This is a genomic window from Streptomyces sp. NPDC057900 (assembly GCF_042887885.1).
Lineage (GTDB): Bacteria > Actinomycetota > Actinomycetes > Streptomycetales > Streptomycetaceae > Streptomyces.
This window is the reverse complement of sequence record NZ_JBHVOI010000002.1, coordinates 648,170-665,440: the sequence shown is the minus strand read 5'-3', so window position 1 is coordinate 665,440 and position 17,271 is coordinate 648,170. Positions and strand designations below refer to the sequence as shown.

Below are 17,271 nucleotides of genomic sequence, written 5' to 3'. Positions count from 1 at the left end.
CACCAGGTCAACCCTGGTGGTCCCGTGCCCCAACGCTTTACCCGCGCCCGCGGGGCCCGTGCGGGACGGCGGAATCCTCGGGCCACGCGTGCACCGCTTCTACGGTGATCGGTCGTGACGCGGTGCCCGCCGGCCCCATCGGCGCGCGCCGACCGTCCTGTTCGAGCGCCTCCGCCGCGCTGAGCGCCGCGTCGACACCGTTCTCGTACGCGACGATGTGCGACCACTCCCCGTCCGCGTCGACCGTCGGGCAGCTCCCGATCTCCTCACGTCTCGACCACGTGAGATGGATGATCGAGTAGCGAGCGGGTGTAGCGAGGTGACGGCAGAGCACGTCGTCGTTCGACCACCGGTGCGCGATCACCTCCAGCGCTGCCCCGAAGAACGGATGCGCGGGGTGCACCTCGGTCCTGAGCTCGCGCGCCAGCGTCCCGGGGGCCAGGTCGCAGCCCTCGCTCAGGTCGCACCAGTCGTCACCGAGCGCTGCGACCCTGTCCGGGTCCTTCATCTCAGCCGAACTCTCCGGTCTTCACGCCCGCCACGAAGGCGGCGAACGAGCCGGTGGGCACGGTCAGGGCGGGGCCGCTCACGTTCTTCGAGTCGCGGACCGGGACGATGCCATGCGCGGCGGCGAGATTGACGGCGACCTCGACGCAGTCGCCGCCGTTGGAGCTGTACGAGGACTTGAACCAGCGTGGGGAATCGGTCGTCACGGGGTGCCCTTTCCTAACCTGCTCGGACATGGCCATGGCCCCACCATGCGGTACACGGTGGGGCTGTGCTGCCTGCGCCTGTCAGATACCGCCGAACTCGCCTGTCTTCACGCCCGCCACGAAGGCGACGAACGAGCCGGTGGGCACGGTCAGGACCGGGCCGCTCAAGTTCTTCGAGTCGCGGACCGGGACGATGCCCTGTGCGGCCACCAAGTTGGCTGCGACCTCGATGCAGTTGCCGCCGTTCGAGCTGTATGAGGACTTGAACCAGCGTGGGGAATCGGTCGTCACGGGGTGCCCTTTCGTAACTGCTTGATCATGGCTACCGATGCGGCCTGCGACATCGCCTCGGCCTGTAGTTGATGGTATGCCGTCAGCAGAGGAACGACAGAGGCAGTCTCGCGATCCACGTGCCCCTGTGCCTGCGACTCGGCATACGCGAGGACAGACCGGTCCGCCAGGGTGAGCAGATTGACGGGAAGGTTGAAGGGGCGTCGCTCTCCTATCTCGAACGGGGCAACCTGTAGGACCCAGTTGGGACGGGCTGCGATCTCGACCAACCGCTGGAGCTGAGCCTCCATGACCTCGCTGCCCCCGACAGCATGACGGAGGCAGCTCTCATCCATGACGACAAGCACCATGGGCGGACGGGCCCTTGCGAGCGCAGCTTGCCTTTCCGCAAGGAAGGAGACGCGCTCGGCAGCCTGGTCCGGCGTGATGGACCCGCGCTGCACATCACTGTCGGCCAAGACCCGTGCGTACTCCGGTGTCTGCAACAGCCCCGGAATGATCCCGATCTCGAAGAGCCGGATCTCAACGGCTCGGCCCTCATAGCCCACGTACTGCGGGAAGCCCTCCAGCAAGTTGCCGTGCTTGATCTCTCGCCACTCACGCTCGAACGACTTGGTGCTGCCGGTTGTACCGAACGCAGTGTCGGCTCGGATCGAAAAAGGGCGGGTTGCAGATTTGCGACCAGTTTCGATTGCCGAGATGTGCCTGCCCGAGCAGCCGGCCAGCGTACCCAGGTGATCCTGGGTCCAGCCGCGCTCCTCGCGCAGTCTGCGTAAACGCGCACCGAAAGCCGCCTGGGCACTTGCTTCCGGGTTCAACTCTTTACGGTTTACCAATGTGCCCTCCCCTGGAGTTACGTTGAAGACAGCCTCACCCTAGGCCACGCTGAACGCCCTTGGTAGTGGAATGACTACAGAGAGGTGCGGCGATGCCTGAGCAGAAGCGCGTCCAACTCCCGCCCGTCGGGGCACTCCTGGTGGACCGGGGCCGCAATGACCGCGTCGGGGAGTTCCGGGGCGTCTCCGGTCCCTACTGGTCGCTGCGGCCCGTCGGCGGGGGCCCCGAGTGGGACGCCATCCCCGAATACGTCCGGCCCGCCACCCGCGACGAGCGGCTCCGCGCCCGTACCGCTTACGAGAACGCCAGGAGCCGGGGGGACGTGGCATGAACGCCAGCAGCAACAGCGCCGCCGAGCCCGCCGAGTGCCGTGAGTGCCAGGAGTTCGAGCTGGCCGAAGCCGTGGCCCGGAGCCGGCGGGACGAGAGCCGGGCGACTGACTGCCGGGTGCTGCGCAAGCGGCACCGGGACGCCGAGCCCGAGCACCCGGCGCACGCGGAGCCGTCGTGAAGCGCGTCCCCGAGCGGCGGGAGCGCGCCGCGTGACCGGTAGGGGCTACGGGGCGGAGATCGCCGTGACCGACGGGCAGCGTGCCGTTTCGCTGGGCGAGGTCGTGGTGCGCAATCGCAGGCTCGCCCTTCGGTGGCTGCGGCGGCAGGCGCTTCTGCTCGCTGAGGGGCCCGGCGCCCAGTCCGGCGGGGGGCGGCGTTCCGGAGGGGCGGATGTGCGGGCGGCCGTCCTGCGGAGCCGCACCGTGCTGGACGGGCTCCGGGAGTGGGCCGGGGACCACGCGCGGCAGGACGAGGCGATGGCACGGCTGGAATCCGGGTGCCCCGACGCGTTCACCCTGGTCGACCCCGTCGCCGGGCTACTGGTGACACTCGCGGTACGGCGCGTCCGGTCGGGCCGGACCGCGGGCGTCGAACGCGCCGCCTCACGGCAGCACCCGTACGAGCGCGTCCAGGGTGCCCGCCCAGGCGCTGTCGGTCGGGGTTCCGTAGCCGATGACCAGCGCCTCGCGGCTCACCTCGGCGTCCGGGTGGCGATAGCGGGACAGTCCCTCCACCGCCAGCCCCTGCCAGGCCGCGGAGCGGACGACGTCCGTCTCGCTGCCCTCCGGGAGTTCGAGTACGGCGTGCAGACCGGCGGCGATTCCGCTGATCCTGATGGACGGGGCCCGTTCCGCAAGGGCGGCGACGAGCTGGTCGCGGCGTCGGCGGTAGCGCAGCCGCATGGAACGTACATGCCGGTCGTACGCGCCCGAGGCGATGAACTCCGCGAGTGTCAGCTGGTCCAGCGCGCTGGACGACCAGTCGCTGAGCCCCTTGGCCTCGGTCACTTCGCCCACCAGTGCCTGCGGGACCACCATCCAGCCCAGCCGCAGCCCCGGCGCCAGGGATTTGCTGGCCGTGCCGAAGTACACGACGCGTTCCGGGTCCAGTCCCTGGAGGGCGCCGACCGGCTGGCGGTCGTAGCGGAACTCGCCGTCGTAGTCGTCCTCCAGGATCAGCCCGCCCGTGCTCCGGGCCCAGTCGACGGCGGCGGCCCGCCGGTCGGGGTGGAGCGGCACCCCGGTCGGGAACTGGTGCGCGGGGGTCAGCAGCACCGCGCCCGCGCCCCGCATCGCGGGTAGTTCGCCGGTCCGGGAGCCGAGTTCGTCGAGCGGCAGGCAGGGGATGCGCAGCCCGGCCTCGGTGAGCAGACGGGTGTGCACGTCGAGTCCGTACGATTCGACGGCCACCTCCCGTACACGGCGCTCCCGCAGCACCTTGCCCGTCATCATCAGTCCGTGGACGAAGCCGGAGCAGATGACGATGCGGTCGGGGTCCGCGTACACGCCCCGGGCCCGTGACAGGTAGTCGGCCAGCACGGTGCGCAGTTCGACTCGGCCGCGCGGATCGCCGTAGCCGAGGGCGTCGTTGGGCGCGGAGGTGAGCGCGCGGCGGGCGGCCTTGAGCCATTCGGCGCGCGGGAACGTCGACAGGTCGGGCGAGCCGGGCATCAGGCTGTAGGCGGGGCTGGTGCGGGGCGGCCGGGAACGCGGCGCCCTGGTCGCCGCGCGGCGGGGCTCGGCGCGGCGGGCGACCCGGGTGCCGGAGCCCTGGCGGGCGGTGAGCCAGCCCTCCGCGACGAGTTCCGCGTAGGCGTCCGCGACGGTGTTGCGGGCGATGCCGAGGTCCGCCGCGAGGGTGCGGGACGACGGCAGCCGGGTGCCCGGTGCCAGCCGACCCGTCCGGGCCGCCTCGCGCAGGGCGTCCATGAGCCCGGCCCGCAGTCCGGTTGCGCCGGTCGGGTCAATGTGCAGGTCGGCTCCGAAAGTGGCCCAGGGCTCTGTCATGAAAATGGACCATACCGCTGCGCCATCCCGCGCGTAACGTCGTATGCATGACCACGAACGAGCACCACCACGCAACGTCCGAGTACACCGCCGAGCACACGCCCCGTATGCAGTGGGCCGAGCACGCCCCCGACGTCTACAAGGCGATGGCCCGACTGGAGGCCGCGTCCCGCAAGGGGCTCGACCCGGTCGTGGCCGAGCTGGTCAAGATCCGGTCCTCGCAGCTCAACCACTGCGCGTTCTGCCTCGACATGCACACCAAGGACGCCCTCGCGGCGGGCGAGTCCATCCAGCGGATCGTGCAGCTCAGCGCGTGGGAGGAGTCGCAGCACTTCTACACGCCGAAGGAGATCGCGGCGATCGAGCTGACCGAGGCGGTGACCGTCCTGACCGACGGTTTCGTCCCGGACGAGGTGTACGAGAAGGCCGCCAAGCACTTCGACGAGGCGGAGCTCGCCCAGCTCATCGCCGCGATCATCACGATCAACGCCTGGAACCGGTTCGCCGTGTCCACCCGGATGGTCCCGGGCCACTACACGCCGGGCGACCACCGCTGACCGTCCCCTCTCCCCGCCCCTCCCCCGTCTGGAGCCCCGCGATGACCGCGTACGACCTCCGCGCGCTGCACCACGGCCGCACCCCCGGCGATCCCCTGGTCCTGCCCGGCCCGTGGGACGCCGCCAGCGCCCGGGTCTTCGCGGACGCCGGGTTCCCGGCCCTGGCCACACCGAGCGCGGGCGTCGCGGCGTCGCTCGGGTACGCGGACGGGGAGACGCCCGCGGCGGAGATGTTCGCGGCGGTGGCACGGATCGCCCGCGCCGTCGCCGTCCCCGTCTCCGCGGACATCGAGGCGGGGTACGGGCTGGCGCCGAAGGAGCTGGTGGAGCGGCTGCTGGCCACCGGGGCGGTCGGCTGCAACCTGGAGGACTCGGTGGACGGTGTCCTGGTCGAGCCGGACCGGCAGGCGGACCGGCTGGCGGAGGTGCGGGCGGTCGCCGGGGACGCGCTCTTCGTCAACGCGCGGGTCGACACCTACGTGCACGGCGTCCCGGCCGGTACGGGCGACCAGGAGGCGGAGACCGTGCGCCGCGCGCTGCTGTACGTGGCGGCGGGCGCGGACTGCGTCTACCCGATCGGCGCCCCGGCAGAGTCGCTCCCCCGGCTGGCCGCCGCCGTGCCCGCGCCGCTCAACGCGCTCTCCCGGCCGGACGGTCCCGGCCCGCGCAGGCTCGGGGAGCTGGGCGCCGCCCGGATCACCTTCGGTCCAGGGCTCCAGCGCCGGGCCATGGCCGCCGTACGCGGAATCGCGGACGAGCTGCGCGACGAGCTGCGCACGGCCTGAGCCGCTGGCGTACGGAAAGCACCGGCGTACGGAAACACCGCGCCCCCGGCAGCGAGCTGCTGCCGGGGGCGTCTGCGTACCCGCGAACGGGCGGTGGATCAGATGAGGCCGAGCTCGCGGACCGCGTCGCGCTCTTCGGTGAGCTCCTTCACCGAGGCGTCGATGCGCGCACGGGAGAACTCGTTGATGTCCAGGCCCTGGACGATCTTGTAGGTGCCGTTCTCCGTGGTGACCGGGAACGACGAGATGATGCCCTCGGGGACGCCGTAGGAGCCGTCCGACGGGATACCCATGGAGGTCCAGTCGCCCGCGGCGGTGCCGTTGACCCAGGTGTGCACGTGGTCGATGGCGGCGTTCGCGGCGGAGGCGGCGGAGGACGCGCCACGGGCCTCGATGATCGCGGCGCCGCGCTTGGCGACGGTCGGGATGAAGGTGTCGCCCAGCCAGGCCTCGTCGTTGACGAGCTCGGCGGCGTTCTTGCCGGCGATCTCCGCGTGGAAGATGTCCGGGTACTGGGTGGCCGAGTGGTTGCCCCAGATCGTCAGCTTCTTGATGTCGGAGACGGCGGCACCGGTCTTGGCGGCCAGCTGCGAGATCGCGCGGTTGTGGTCCAGGCGGGTCATCGCGGTGAAGCGCTCGGCCGGTACGTCCGGGGCGGCGGCCTGCGCGATGAGCGCGTTGGTGTTGGCCGGGTTGCCGACGACGAGGACCTTGATGTCGTCCGCGGCGTTGTCGTTGATCGCCTTGCCCTGCGGCTTGAAGATGCCGCCGTTGGCGGAGAGCAGGTCGCCGCGCTCCATGCCCTTGGTGCGCGGGCGGGCGCCGACGAGCAGGGCGACGTTGGCACCGGCGAAGCCGACGTTGGCGTCGTCGGTGATCTCGATGTTGCGCAGCAGCGGGAAGGCGCAGTCGTCGAGCTCCATCGCGGTGCCCTCGGCGGCCTTCAGACCCTGCGGGATCTCCAGGAGACGCAGGTTGACCGGCACGTCCGGGCCGAGCAGGTGGCCGGAGGCGATGCGGAAGAGCAGCGCGTAGCCGATCTGGCCGGCTGCGCCGGTCACGGTGACATTCACGGGAGTGCGGGTCATGGCGATCTCCGTTAGACAGCTGGCGGTGGGGGCTCCTGGCCCCTGGTGCTGGACATCCCTGAATCTTGATGTGAAGAGATATCCAGCGATCAGGCTATCCGACCCGGAACCCCGTGGCCGCCCGGCCCCCTGTGGCACCGCACACAACCGGTCACTCCGCGCTCACGAGAGCCGTCACCCGGTCGCTTCGGCCGTGCATCCCTTCGTGCCGACGGCGAGGGTGGCGCAGGCCTTGACGTCCGCGACCCGCTTCACGGCGACCATCGGGGTGTACGTGTCCAGCGCGGTGGACACCTTGCCGTCCTGGCCCGCTCCGCCCGCGCTGATCCGCACGGTGTCACCGGCCGCCGCCTTGGTGATCCGGGCCCACGCCGCCCCGCAGGGCTCGCTGTAGCGCACCTCGACGACGCTCGCGCCGACGGTGGCGCTGGCGACCGTACGGACGTGCTTGCCGCCGCAGCCCATGTCCTCCGGGTCCTGCCCGGCGCACGCGGAACCGTTGCACCCGACTCCGGCCGGCGGTTCCGGCGCGCTGCTCGTCGGCGTGGGGGAAGGCGCGGCGGCCCGCTCTGCGTCGGCGTCCCCGCCGGGGGAGGTCAGCAGGACGGCACCGGTCACCGCCAGCAGGAGGGCCAACGCGGCCACGGCGACCACCAGCTGTTTACGGCGGCTGCCGTCGCGGCCCCCGCCACTGCCACGACCGGCACGGCGGCTTCCGGGCTCACGGCGCTCGGACGGCGGCTGCTGCGGATACGGCTGCTGTTGCGGGTGTGGCAGCGGCTGCGACTGCTGGGGGATGTGCGGGACGGTCCCGCGCTGGACGGGTACGGACGGCGAGCGGTGCGCGCCGCTCGCACCGGCAGCGCCCTCCGCCGTGCCGACGGCTCCTGAGGGGCGGCTCCTGCCATGGCCGCGCGACGGCTGCCCGGTCTCACCGAGCGCGGCACGCGCCTGGATGATCCGCATGCCCTCCATCGTCATGTCGTGGCGCATCTCGGCCCGGCTCCAGGCCCGTTCCGTCAGCTCCCACATGGTGTTCAGGTGGACGTGGTTGGTGCCCGTCACCTCGGCCAGCGCGACGATCGCACCCCTGGGTGGGAGCAGCCGCCCGTTCAGGTACCGCTCCCACGACGTCCTGCTGTACCCCGTGCGGTCGGCCACCGCGGCGATGCTCAGGCCGCTGCGGTCGACGAGTCTGCGCAGCTGGCCCGCGAACTCCCGTACCTGTGGGTCGAGGTCCTCCGGCAGCGCCTTCCAACGCGGCATTACTTCCCCCTGCTTCCCGATTCCCGCTTCACGTCATACCCGCTTCACGTCGTTTCGGCTTCACGTCGTTTCGGCTTCCGCTTTTCCCCTGTCCGGGACCGGTGGTCTTCCGTTCCGGACTACCCAGGGAGATGCGCGAAGCGGGCTGCCAGTTCCTGGCGGGACAGCGCACGGTTGCACTCGCGCGTCCGGCACGCACCCGCGCGCGCCCCTGCCTCGCCGGCCCACGGCCATCCGCCGGCTGCCGTACACCGGCCGTCCGCCGGGCCAGTCTGCCATCGTTGCCTGACGATCACACCGTGGCGGAATGGTCACTTCCGTGCCACAGGCCACAGTCATCCCTTGAACAGCCCTCCCCCAACCACAAGGCTGGAGTCAGGACGGGGCAAGGCCGCTCAACTCGCCGCATTCCGGAGCTTTTCGCTCCGGCGCGCCCCGCCTCCCGGCGTCCGTCCCCCCACGGGGGAGGGGACGGACGCCGATGAGCGGTCGGTTCAGCGGACCGGTTCAGCGGATCTGAAGCGGACCGGTTCAGCGGATCGTGAAGTGGACCGCGTTCTCCAGGAACGGGATGTCCAGCCACGGCTTGGGCTGGGCCATCAGCGAGAGCATCACGATGAGGACGCCCAGCAGTCCGTACGTCACCAGGTCCGTGAAGCGGGAGCGCACCGCGAGCATGCCCACCGAGGGGATCACGAGGCGGAGCACCGCGCCCCCGATGAGGGCGACGCCGATCAGTATCGTGCCGATCCGGAAGGCCTCCTCGAAGGGATCGGTGGCCACGACCAGCAGCCCGATCGCGGCCGTGCAGAGCACCGCGAGCAACGGCCACTGGCGGGCGGGGGCCGGGGCGTCCCCGCCCGCGGCCCGGCCGCCGCCCTCGGGGCGCGCGGTGTCCGTGGTGAGCGACGCCGGCTCGCGCGTACGGCCCGTCGTGGACCCCTCGGCGGGAGCGGGTGCCAGATGGCTGCCGGTGCGGCCGTCCGCGGTGTCGTCCGCCACGCCGCCCGGCGCCTCTACGGCTTCCGCTTCCACTTCCGCGTCATCGCTCCCGGCGGCCGGCCCGTCCGCGGCGGCGGCACGGTCGGCCGGACTCGTACCAGCACCCATGGGGTTCCTTCCGGTTCGGATCAGCCCGCGGCCGGGGCGGCGTCGCGCTCGGCCGCCTCGACCACGTTGACGAGCAGCTGGGCGCGGGTCATCGGGCCGACGCCGCCCGGGTTGGGCGAGATCCACGCGGCGACCTCGGCCACGCCCGGGTGGACGTCGCCGACGATCTTGCCGTTCTCGTCCCGGCTGACGCCGACGTCGAGCACGGCCGCGCCCGGCTTCACGTCCTCGGGCTTGATGATGTGGGGCACACCGGCCGCCGCGACGATGATGTCGGCCTGCCGCAGCTGGGCGGACAGGTCACGCGTACCGGTGTGGCACTGGGTCACCGTGGCGTTCTCCGACTTACGGGTCAGCAGCAGCGGGATCGACCGGCCGATGGTGACGCCGCGTCCGACGACCACGACGTGCGCTCCGTTGATCTCCACATCGTGGTGGCGGAGCAGCTGTACGACCCCCTGCGGGGTGCAGGGCAGCGGGCCCTTCTCGTTGAGCACGAGCCGGCCGAGGTTCATCGGGTGCAGGCCGTCGGCGTCCTTGGCCGGATCCATCAGTTCCAGGACGCGGTTGGTGTCGATTCCCTTGGGGAGCGGCAGCTGCACGATGTACCCCGTGCACTCGGGGTCGGCGTTCAGCTCGCGTACGACGTCCTCGATCTCCTCCTGGGTGGCGGTGTCGGGGAGTTCGCGCTGGATGGAGCCGATGCCGACCTGGGCGCAGTCGCGGTGCTTACCGGCCACGTACCACTTGCTGCCCGGGTCGTCCCCCACCAGGAGGGTTCCCAGGCCGGGGGTGATGCCCCGCGCCTTGAGGGCCGCCACGCGGACGGTGAGATCGGACTTGATCGCGGCTGCGGTGGCCTTGCCATCGAGAATCTGGGCAGTCATGTGCACATACTCGCGGATGACCCCTCCCTCGTACCAATTCTGGACGCGGGGGTGACCGGCTGATTGCACTTGCACAACACATACAGCAACCGACTGGACAAAAAGACGATGTCACGACGACGATGAGCCGCGCAGAACGCGGACAGTGTCGGGGGGACAGACCGTTCTTTATGCGCAGCATTCCTCCGCCCGGACCGCATCGTCCCCGCATATTTCACAACGGAGGAATCTCGCCATGAGCAACGGCGACCCGAACAACCCCTACGGCCAGCCGCAGCAGGGCGGGCAGCCGGGTTACGGCTATCCGCAGCAGGCCCCGCAGGGCGTGCCGCAGCAGGGCTACGGATACCCCAGCGCCCCGCCCGTCAACCCGCAGTTCGGCGGCGGCTACGGCGGCGTGCAGGAGATGCCGGGTGGCGTGAAGGCCGCCCGCGTCATGCTCTATGTCATCGCGGGCTTGCAGCTGATAGGCGTGATCCTCATCGCGCTCAGCGCCGCTGCCGTGAATGCCGCGAAGAACGACGAAACGCTGAAGGACGACGTCCAGTTCCAGCAGCTCGCCGACTACTCCTCAAGTGCCCTGTGGATCATCGCTGTCATCGCCCTGGTCTGGGGCGCGCTCGCCGTGTACCTGGCCGTGAAGTTCGGCAAGGGCGGCAACGGGATCCGGATCTTCGCGATCGTGTTCGCGTCGATCACGGCTCTGCTGGGCATTTACCCCTTCATCGTCGTCGGTCTGGTCCACACGGTCCTCTCCGTGCTGGTCATCGTCTTCGTCGCCAAGTCCGACGGCGGTGCCTGGTTCAACCGCCAGCAGCAGCCCCAGTACTGAGCACTGCTGAGCCCTGCTGAGCACTACTGATCAGTGCGCAGTGAGCAGTCGTCACTGCGCGAAAAGGCCGAAGGCCGTGCGCCCCTCGTTCCGGGGTGCACGGCCTTCGGCCTTTTCAGCGGCTCAGTGGAAGAAGTGCCGGGTGCCCGTGAAGTACATCGTCACGCCCGCCTTCTTCGCGGCCTCGACCGCCAGCTCGTCACGGACCGAACCGCCGGGCTGGGCCACGGCCTTGACGCCGGCCCCGGTCAGGATCTCCAGCCCGTCGGGGAAGGGGAAGAACGCGTCGGAGGCGGCGTACGAGCCACGGGCCCGCTCCTCGCCCGCGCGCTCGACGGCGAGCTTCGCGGAGTCGACGCGGTTGACCTGGCCCATGCCGACGCCGACGGAGGCGCCGTCCTTGGCGAGCAGGATCGCGTTCGACTTGACCGCGCGGCACGCCTTCCAGGCGAAGGCCAGCTCCCGCAGCTCGTCGGCGGAGAGCGCCTCACCCGCGGCGAGCGTCCAGTTGGCCGGGTCGTCGCCCTCGGCCTGGAGCCGGTCGGTGACCTGGAGCAGCGCGCCGCCGTCGATCGGCTTGACCTCGACCTCTGCGGACGGGGCCTCGGGACAGCGCAGCACCCGGATGTTCTTCTTGCGGGACAGCACCTCGACGGCGCCGTCCTCGTACGCCGGGGCGACGACGACCTCGGTGAAGATCTCCGCGACCTGCTCGGCCATGGCGACGGTCACCGGGCGGTTGACGGCGATGACACCGCCGTACGCGGAGAGCGGGTCGCAGGCGTGCGCGTTGCGGTGCGCCGTCGCGACGTCGTCGGCGATGGCGATGCCGCACGGGTTGGCGTGCTTGATGATCGCGACGCAGGGCTCGGTGTGGTCGTACGCGGCCCGGCGCGCGGCGTCGGTGTCCGTGTAGTTGTTGTACGACATCGCCTTGCCGTGCAGCTGCTCGGCACCGGCCAGGCCGCCGGTACCGGAGGTGTAGAGCGCGGCGGGCTGGTGCGGGTTCTCGCCGTAGCGCAGCACGTCCTGGCGCTCGTACGTCGTACCGAAGAAGTCGGGGAAGCCCGAGTCGTCGGCGGCGGCGTAGTCGTCCGCGAACCAGGAGGCGACGGCCACGTCGTACGCGGCGGTGTGCTGGAAGGCCTCGGCGGCGAGCCGCTTGCGGGCGGTCAGGTCGAAGCCGCCCGCCTTGACGGCGGCGAGCACGTCGGCGTACCGCTCGGGGCTGGTGACGACGGCGACCGACGGGTGGTTCTTCGCGGCGGCACGGACCATCGACGGGCCGCCGATGTCGATCTGCTCCACGCACTCGTCGGCCGAGGCCCCGGAGGCGACGGTCTCCTTGAACGGGTAGAGGTTGACGACCACCAGGTCGAACGGCTCCACGCCGAGCTCGGCGAGCTGCTCGCGGTGGGCGTCCAGGCGCAGGTCGGCCAGGATTCCGGCGTGGACGCGGGGGTGCAGCGTCTTGACGCGGCCGTCGAGGCACTCGGGGAAGCCGGTGAGCTCCTCGACCTTGGTGACCGGCACTCCGGCGGCGGCGATCTTCCCGGCGGTGGAGCCGGTGGAGACCAGCTCGACACCGGCCTCGTGCAGGCCGCGGGCGAGGTCTTCGAGCCCGGTCTTGTCGTAGACGCTGACCAGGGCGCGGCGGATGGGCTTATTCACCGACATGATCGAGATGAACCTTTCGTCCCTCAATGCGATAGCCGTCACGGGCGAGCCGCCCCACGGCCTCGACGAGCAGCTTTCGCTCGACTTCCTTGATGCGTTCATGGAGGGCCGCTTCGCCCTCCGGGGTGTCCTCTTCGGTCACCTCGACCACGCCCTGCGCGATGATCGGACCGGTGTCGACGCCGTCGTCGACGAAGTGGACGGTGCACCCGGTGACCTTCACGCCGTACGCGAGCGCGTCACGTACCCCGTGGGCACCGGGAAAGCTGGGGAGCAGGGCGGGGTGGGTGTTGATGATCCGGCCGCCGAACCCGGCGAGGAACTCCTTGCCGACGATCTTCATGAACCCGGCGGACACGACGAGGTCCGGGCGGTGCGCGGCGGTGGCCGCGGCGAGCGCGGCATCCCACTCCGGACGCGTCGCGTGGTCCTTGACCCGGCACACGAAAGTGGGGATTCCGGCTCGTTCGGCCCGCTCCAGACCGGCGATCCCGTCGCGGTCCGCACCGACCGCCACGACCTGCGCGCCGTACCCCTCGGGGTCGTCACCGATCGCGTCGAGCAGCGCTTGGAGGTTCGTACCTGAACCGGAGACCAGGACGACCAGTCGGGCCGGGGCGGCGGGAGGGAGCGGGGAGGCCACGGCTGGGCCCTTTCTCGCGTATGGAGCAGTTCGAAGCGGCCGCGCCACGGCGGCCATGCTGTGTTTGTACGGTCGTACGAAAGAATCACGCCCCCCGATACGGGGAACTCTACGAACGAGCCGACCGTCAGCAACGATACCGGCACCTCGCGAGGCCCTTGCGTGACGGGGGTGAGGGACCGGTGGCGCTCCGGCCGGTACCGGGAGCGGGTGCTGCGGGCGGCAGCTGTCGGCCACCGCGCGCGCACGCCCAGCTTTCGGCCCCTCCTCGCCGGGAGGTAGCGTCAGGGACAGCGAACCGTCCGCAGGGCGGCAATGACGAGATGGGGAAGACGTTCACCATATGCCGGACCGACGCCGCCGCACCGCCTTCCGCCACCCGCTGACCGGGCCGAGCTCACTGCTGTTGCGGGAGCGCCAGTCCCCCACGCCGGGCTCCTCCTCTTCTTCCTCGTCCTCTTCTTCCTCGTCCTCTTCGCCGTCGGGGTCCTCCGGGTCCGGCCCGCAGGACGACAACCCCTTCGCGCCGCCACCGGAGGACCGCCCGGACCAGCCGTGGCAGCCGCGCCACCCGGTCAACGGCGGGAACGGCGGACACAACGGGAACGGGAACGGGGACGGCGGGGACGCGCCCGAGGGCGGCTCCACGGACAACCGGCCCGTCTGGGGCAGCCAGTGGAGCAGCCACCAGCCCGGACGCCAGAGCGGCGGCTTCGGCGGGCAGCCCGCCGGACCCACCGGCCCGAACGGGCAGGGTGGCGGCAAGGGCGGCCCGGACGGCAAGCCCGGCGGATTGCGCTGGGACCCGACCGACCCCGTCCAGCGCCGGGCGCGCTACTCCTTGCTCGCCGGTATGTGGGCCTTCTTCTTCGCGATCTTCGACCTGCCGGAGATCGCCCTGCTGCTGGGCGCGCTCGCGACCTACTGGTCGATCAGCGCGCTCCGGTCCAAGCCGAAGGACCCGGCGGCGACCGGTGACAAGGCCGCCGCGCAGGCTGCGACGCCGGGCGCGAACGCCGCTCTCCAGGGACCCGGTACGGCCGCCGGCCCGGCCCCCGCGCCGGGCGCACCGGGCGCACCGGGCTCCAATGTCCTGCAGCGCGGCAGCAGGCAGCAGACGACGGCCGCTGTCAGCGGTCTGGTGACGGCGCTGATCGCTCTGTCGATCGTCGCGACGTCGTTCACGGTGCAGCTGGTCTACCGCGACTACTACACCTGCGTGAACGACGCCCTCACCAAGTCGGGCCAGGTGGCCTGCAACGATCTGCTGCCGAAGCCGCTGGAGCCCCTCTTCGGCGTCAAGAAGTAGCTTCCGGCGGGCGGACCGGTCCGGCTTCGGCCGACTGGTCCGCCCGTTCGCTGTCCGCCCGTTCGCTGTCCGCCCGTTCGCTGTCCGCCCGTTCGCTGTCCGCCCTCGCGTGCCAGGGGTCGGTGGGCAGGAAGTCGTACAGCTCGTCGTCCCCGCCGTCCACTCCGCTTTCACCGTCCTTGGCGCCCCCAGCGTCCTTGGCGCCCGTGTCCCGCCCGGCGGTGCCTGCCGATACGGGAGCCGGGGCGGGGGCTGGCGCGGGGGTCGGTGGCTGTGCCGGTGCGGGCACGGTGCTCTTCGTCGGCTGCTCGGGGGCGGTACGTCCACGCAGCCGCCAGGCCCGCAGCAGCAGCGCCAGCGGAACGCCGAGCACCGTCGTCCACACCAGGGCCGCCGCCCCGATGAGCCACCACACCGGGCCGAACTCCGCCAGCGCACGGGTCCCGAGCGGTCCCCCGGCCGCCGCCGCGAGGAGCGCCGCACCGGCCCCGCACCCCAGCGCCCCCAACGCGGCGGTGAACGCGGTCTCCCGCAGGCTCCACGCCTCCTCGCGCTCACCGTGTGCGGGCGCCGCCCGCCGTACGGTGAACCAGGCCACCGCCAGCGCCGCCGCGACCGGGACCGCGGCCGTCGCCCAGTTCGGCGGCGTCCCCGCGCCCTCGGCCGGCATCGCGGCCAGCAGCGGGAAGTCCGGCACCGCCGGGCGGCCGGTGAACCCGAGCGGGGCGACCGTGGACGCCGTACCGAGCGCGAACCCCGGCCCGAGCCCGTACGCCGCACCCCACACCGCGGCGTTCGGCACCAGCAGCAGCGCCAGGAACAGCACCGCCAACCGGCCTGCCCAGTCTCCCGAGAGCCGCAGGAACGAGTCCTGGACCGGGTCCGCGTGCCACACCAGCGCCGCCGCGACCACCAGCGCGCCCCCGCCCAGCAGGACCATCGTCCCGGCCGCCGCGGAGCGGCCCGCAGCCTCCGCCCGCCGGACGAACCGGGAGCGCGCCATCGCCTCGTGCAGCCGCACCGGCGCCCATGACGGCGGCGGTCCGACCGGGCGCCCGGCCGCCGTCCACACCCCGGCCGCCGCCGCGCCCGCCACCACGAGGAGCGCCGGGAACAGCAGGGACAGCGGCTCCGCGGAGAGCGCGGCCCCACGTGCGTAGAGCGCGACCGGCGCCCCGACCAGCAGGTATCCGCCCGTCACCAGGGCGAACGCGGCTCCGGGCGAGGGGGCCACGCGCCCTTCGTCGGGCTCCAGCGCGTCCCTGACCGCGCGGTGCACCAGCCAGACCGGCACGGCGGCGAGCAGCAGCGGGACGACGCCGACGGGGGCCGGGGCCCCGGTCAGGGTGTCGGTTCTGATCAGTTCGGCGCCATGGGCGAGCAGCCAGAGCCCGGCGGCCGTGTGCACGGCCTCGCCGGGACCGCTGTCGGAGGCCGGGGAACTGATCCACAGCACCATGACGAGCACCGCGATGGAGCCCAGCCCGAGCCCCGCCGCGAGCACCCCGCGCAGCAGCGCCGAGGCCAGTACGGCGGGCCGTCCCTGCTCTGCCGACAACGAGGGGCTGCGTTCGGTCACTTGGGTCACGCCGCAATGCTCCCAACGACACGCGCTTAATCCATGTAACGGGCGAATGACCGCTGTGTCGCTCAATATATGTTTATGTACTTTTCGACCCAGTGCAGACCGGGCGGGGAACCCTCATGACACAGAGCACGACCGGCACGGCGGCCGCCCAGCCGCTCCCCTCGCCCAAGGAGCGCCGCAGGCTGCGCGAGGCGAAGTCACTGAGCGAGGAGCAGGTCGCGGCGGCCATGGGGGTCACCCGGGCCACGGTCCGGTCCTGGGAGACGGGCCGCACCAGCCCGCGCGGGCGCAAGCGCGAGGCGTACGCCAGGCTCATCGGAACGGCGGACGCGGCGCCCGCTCCCGCGTCCGCATCCACGCCCACGCCCCCGGCACCCCCTGCACCCCCGCAGCCCGCCGCCGAACCGCTCGCCGAACCGCCCGTCGCGATGCCCGTCGAGGTGCCCGCCGACACGTCCGTCGAGTCTCCCGCCGAGGCGCCTCCTGGGACGCCCGCCGTGTCGCCCGTCGAGACGCCCACGCAGTCACCGGCCGAGGCGTTCGACGCGCTGTACCGGCACGCGGCCGCCGCGCTGTACCGCCAGACGTATCTGCTGACCGGCCGCCGGAACCTGTCCCGCGAGGCCGTCGGCAAGGCCTTCGACCTCGCCTGGCAGCGCTGGCCGGAGGTCGCCGTGGACCGTGACCCGGTGGGCTGGGTACGGGCGGCCGCCTACGAGCACGCGATGTCGCCGTGGCGCCGGGTGCACCCCGAACACCGCCGCGCCGATCCGCCGCCAGAGGCGCCGGGCCCCCGTGCGCTGCTCGACGCGCTGCTGGCCCTGCCGCCCGCGTACCGCCGCACGCTGCTGCTCCACGACGGGGTCGGGCTCGGGCTGCCCGAGACCGCTGCGGAGACGGAGGCGAGCACCCCGGCGGCGGCGGGGCGGCTGATGACGGCGCGGGCGGCCGTCGCGGAGAAGCTGCCCGAGCTCGCGACGGCGACGGCACCGGCCGAGCAGGCGGCGCTGCTGCACGAATGCCTGGGCGCACTCGCCCTCGCCCAGCCCGCGACCTCGCTGCCGGTCCCGGAGCTGATCCGGACGGGCAGCGAGCGCAAGGCGCAGCTCTGGACGCGGGCGGCCATCGCGTTCACCGTGCTGCTGATCGGCCTGACCCTGATCACCCTGGCCACCGCCCCGAGGAAGTACGAAACGCCCCAGTCGCCCGCGCAGAAGGTCGGCGGGGTACCGGCGCTCGGCGGGCCGCAGAAGCTCACGCCGCAGGACAAGAAGCTGCAGAAGAAGCTCGCCGGCGAGCTGGTGCACGGCCCGGCCCGGCTGGTCCCCCGGGTGGGCTGAGCCCGAGGCC

General features: G+C 71.9%; 19 protein-coding genes. 7 read left to right on the top strand and 12 right to left on the bottom strand.

Annotated elements, in window-relative coordinates:
* Positions 1 to 37: 37 nt before the first annotated feature.
* The 4 genes from ACFVQ0_RS10360 to ACFVQ0_RS10345 all read right to left on the bottom strand — a co-directional run bounded on the left by ACFVQ0_RS10360 (position 38) and on the right by ACFVQ0_RS10345 (position 1,840).
* Positions 38 to 508 (bottom strand): hypothetical protein, encoded by a 471-nt coding sequence (locus ACFVQ0_RS10360; protein ID WP_390086456.1) that lies wholly within the window; start codon positions 506 to 508, stop codon positions 38 to 40.
* 1 nt (position 509) lies between these two features.
* Positions 510 to 713, bottom strand: a complete 204-nt coding sequence (locus ACFVQ0_RS10355; RefSeq protein WP_390086454.1) for a DUF397 domain-containing protein — start codon at positions 711 to 713, stop codon at positions 510 to 512.
* A gap of 81 nt (positions 714 to 794) precedes the next feature.
* A complete protein-coding gene (locus ACFVQ0_RS10350; RefSeq protein ID WP_390086452.1) occupies positions 795 to 1,004 on the bottom strand; it encodes a DUF397 domain-containing protein in 210 nt (69 codons plus the stop codon).
* A complete protein-coding gene (locus ACFVQ0_RS10345) occupies positions 1,001 to 1,840 on the bottom strand; it encodes a helix-turn-helix transcriptional regulator (protein WP_390086450.1) in 840 nt (279 codons plus the stop codon). Before ACFVQ0_RS10345 ends, ACFVQ0_RS10350 begins: the two co-directional genes overlap by 4 nt.
* A 92-nt stretch (positions 1,841 to 1,932) precedes the next feature.
* Between ACFVQ0_RS10345 and ACFVQ0_RS10340 the strand changes: the two genes are divergently transcribed.
* Positions 1,933 to 2,172 (top strand): hypothetical protein, encoded by a 240-nt coding sequence (locus tag ACFVQ0_RS10340; protein ID WP_390086448.1) that lies wholly within the window; start codon positions 1,933 to 1,935, stop codon positions 2,170 to 2,172.
* On the top strand, positions 2,169 to 2,351 hold the full coding sequence (locus tag ACFVQ0_RS10335; RefSeq protein WP_390086446.1) for a hypothetical protein: 183 nt from the start codon (positions 2,169 to 2,171) through the stop codon (positions 2,349 to 2,351). Before ACFVQ0_RS10340 ends, ACFVQ0_RS10335 begins: the two co-directional genes overlap by 4 nt.
* A gap of 424 nt (positions 2,352 to 2,775) precedes the next feature.
* Here ACFVQ0_RS10335 and ACFVQ0_RS10330 read toward each other — a convergent pair whose 3' ends face one another.
* On the bottom strand, positions 2,776 to 4,179 hold the full coding sequence (locus tag ACFVQ0_RS10330) for a PLP-dependent aminotransferase family protein (protein ID WP_390086445.1): 1,404 nt from the start codon (positions 4,177 to 4,179) through the stop codon (positions 2,776 to 2,778).
* Between the two features lie 47 nt (positions 4,180 to 4,226).
* Here ACFVQ0_RS10330 and ACFVQ0_RS10325 point away from each other — a divergent pair, with 47 nt between their 5' ends.
* Positions 4,227 to 4,736 (top strand): carboxymuconolactone decarboxylase family protein, encoded by a 510-nt coding sequence (locus ACFVQ0_RS10325; protein WP_390086443.1) that lies wholly within the window; start codon positions 4,227 to 4,229, stop codon positions 4,734 to 4,736.
* A gap of 41 nt (positions 4,737 to 4,777) precedes the next feature.
* On the top strand, positions 4,778 to 5,521 hold the full coding sequence (locus tag ACFVQ0_RS10320) for an isocitrate lyase/phosphoenolpyruvate mutase family protein (protein ID WP_390086441.1): 744 nt from the start codon (positions 4,778 to 4,780) through the stop codon (positions 5,519 to 5,521).
* Between the two features lie 98 nt (positions 5,522 to 5,619).
* On the opposite strand, the gene ACFVQ0_RS10315 is transcribed toward ACFVQ0_RS10320, so the two are convergent.
* The 4 genes from ACFVQ0_RS10315 to ACFVQ0_RS10300 all read right to left on the bottom strand — a co-directional run bounded on the left by ACFVQ0_RS10315 (position 5,620) and on the right by ACFVQ0_RS10300 (position 9,872).
* Positions 5,620 to 6,609 carry a malate dehydrogenase gene (locus ACFVQ0_RS10315; RefSeq protein WP_024488992.1) on the bottom strand — a complete coding sequence of 330 codons (990 nt, stop codon included), beginning with the start codon at positions 6,607 to 6,609 and terminating at the stop codon, positions 5,620 to 5,622.
* A gap of 174 nt (positions 6,610 to 6,783) precedes the next feature.
* Positions 6,784 to 7,875, bottom strand: a complete 1,092-nt coding sequence (locus ACFVQ0_RS10310; protein WP_390086440.1) for a helix-turn-helix domain-containing protein — start codon at positions 7,873 to 7,875, stop codon at positions 6,784 to 6,786.
* Between the two features lie 531 nt (positions 7,876 to 8,406).
* The gene (locus tag ACFVQ0_RS10305) at positions 8,407 to 8,985 is read right to left on the bottom strand and encodes a DUF3017 domain-containing protein (protein ID WP_390086438.1); all 579 of its coding nucleotides are present in this window, start codon (positions 8,983 to 8,985) and stop codon (positions 8,407 to 8,409) included.
* A gap of 20 nt (positions 8,986 to 9,005) precedes the next feature.
* The gene (locus ACFVQ0_RS10300) at positions 9,006 to 9,872 is read right to left on the bottom strand and encodes a bifunctional methylenetetrahydrofolate dehydrogenase/methenyltetrahydrofolate cyclohydrolase (RefSeq protein WP_390086436.1); all 867 of its coding nucleotides are present in this window, start codon (positions 9,870 to 9,872) and stop codon (positions 9,006 to 9,008) included.
* A gap of 235 nt (positions 9,873 to 10,107) precedes the next feature.
* Between ACFVQ0_RS10300 and ACFVQ0_RS10295 the strand changes: the two genes are divergently transcribed.
* Positions 10,108 to 10,704, top strand: a complete 597-nt coding sequence (locus ACFVQ0_RS10295) for a hypothetical protein (RefSeq protein WP_390086434.1) — start codon at positions 10,108 to 10,110, stop codon at positions 10,702 to 10,704.
* A gap of 123 nt (positions 10,705 to 10,827) precedes the next feature.
* Here the strand turns inward: ACFVQ0_RS10295 and purH are convergent, their stop codons facing one another.
* Both purH and purN read right to left on the bottom strand, forming a co-directional pair.
* Positions 10,828 to 12,381, bottom strand: a complete 1,554-nt coding sequence (gene purH / locus ACFVQ0_RS10290; RefSeq protein WP_390086432.1) for a bifunctional phosphoribosylaminoimidazolecarboxamide formyltransferase/IMP cyclohydrolase — start codon at positions 12,379 to 12,381, stop codon at positions 10,828 to 10,830.
* Positions 12,368 to 13,024 carry a phosphoribosylglycinamide formyltransferase gene (gene purN, locus ACFVQ0_RS10285; RefSeq protein ID WP_390086430.1) on the bottom strand — a complete coding sequence of 219 codons (657 nt, stop codon included), beginning with the start codon at positions 13,022 to 13,024 and terminating at the stop codon, positions 12,368 to 12,370. The genes purH and purN overlap by 14 nt, the downstream gene beginning before the upstream one ends.
* A gap of 343 nt (positions 13,025 to 13,367) precedes the next feature.
* On the opposite strand from purN, the gene ACFVQ0_RS10280 reads away from it, so the two are divergent.
* Positions 13,368 to 14,333, top strand: a complete 966-nt coding sequence (locus tag ACFVQ0_RS10280; RefSeq protein WP_390086428.1) for a hypothetical protein — start codon at positions 13,368 to 13,370, stop codon at positions 14,331 to 14,333.
* Here ACFVQ0_RS10280 and ACFVQ0_RS10275 read toward each other — a convergent pair.
* Positions 14,323 to 15,912: a DUF6350 family protein gene (locus ACFVQ0_RS10275; RefSeq protein ID WP_390087751.1), complete on the bottom strand. Its 1,590-nt coding sequence runs from the start codon at positions 15,910 to 15,912 to the stop codon at positions 14,323 to 14,325. The two genes, ACFVQ0_RS10280 and ACFVQ0_RS10275, sit on opposite strands and share 11 nt — an antisense overlap.
* 125 nt (positions 15,913 to 16,037) lie before the next feature.
* Here ACFVQ0_RS10275 and ACFVQ0_RS10270 point away from each other — a divergent pair, with 125 nt between their 5' ends.
* On the top strand, positions 16,038 to 17,261 hold the full coding sequence (locus ACFVQ0_RS10270; RefSeq protein WP_390086426.1) for a helix-turn-helix domain-containing protein: 1,224 nt from the start codon (positions 16,038 to 16,040) through the stop codon (positions 17,259 to 17,261).
* The last annotated feature ends 10 nt before the right edge of the window (positions 17,262 to 17,271 follow it).

Coding starts and splice junctions, on each gene's coding strand:
- ACFVQ0_RS10310 (WP_390086440.1), bottom strand. CDS start 7,875: ATGCCGCGTTGGAAGGCGCTGCCGGAGGACCTCGACCCACAGGTACGG.
- ACFVQ0_RS10325 (WP_390086443.1), top strand. CDS start 4,227: ATGACCACGAACGAGCACCACCACGCAACGTCCGAGTACACCGCCGAG.
- ACFVQ0_RS10335 (WP_390086446.1), top strand. CDS start 2,169: ATGAACGCCAGCAGCAACAGCGCCGCCGAGCCCGCCGAGTGCCGTGAG.
- ACFVQ0_RS10315 (WP_024488992.1), bottom strand. CDS start 6,609: ATGACCCGCACTCCCGTGAATGTCACCGTGACCGGCGCAGCCGGCCAG.
- ACFVQ0_RS10305 (WP_390086438.1), bottom strand. CDS start 8,985: ATGGGTGCTGGTACGAGTCCGGCCGACCGTGCCGCCGCCGCGGACGGG.
- ACFVQ0_RS10280 (WP_390086428.1), top strand. CDS start 13,368: ATGCCGGACCGACGCCGCCGCACCGCCTTCCGCCACCCGCTGACCGGG.
- ACFVQ0_RS10300 (WP_390086436.1), bottom strand. CDS start 9,872: ATGACTGCCCAGATTCTCGATGGCAAGGCCACCGCAGCCGCGATCAAG.
- ACFVQ0_RS10320 (WP_390086441.1), top strand. CDS start 4,778: ATGACCGCGTACGACCTCCGCGCGCTGCACCACGGCCGCACCCCCGGC.
- ACFVQ0_RS10360 (WP_390086456.1), bottom strand. CDS start 508: ATGAAGGACCCGGACAGGGTCGCAGCGCTCGGTGACGACTGGTGCGAC.
- ACFVQ0_RS10340 (WP_390086448.1), top strand. CDS start 1,933: ATGCCTGAGCAGAAGCGCGTCCAACTCCCGCCCGTCGGGGCACTCCTG.
- ACFVQ0_RS10295 (WP_390086434.1), top strand. CDS start 10,108: ATGAGCAACGGCGACCCGAACAACCCCTACGGCCAGCCGCAGCAGGGC.
- purH (WP_390086432.1), bottom strand. CDS start 12,381: ATGTCGGTGAATAAGCCCATCCGCCGCGCCCTGGTCAGCGTCTACGAC.
- ACFVQ0_RS10270 (WP_390086426.1), top strand. CDS start 16,038: ATGACACAGAGCACGACCGGCACGGCGGCCGCCCAGCCGCTCCCCTCG.
- ACFVQ0_RS10330 (WP_390086445.1), bottom strand. CDS start 4,179: ATGACAGAGCCCTGGGCCACTTTCGGAGCCGACCTGCACATTGACCCG.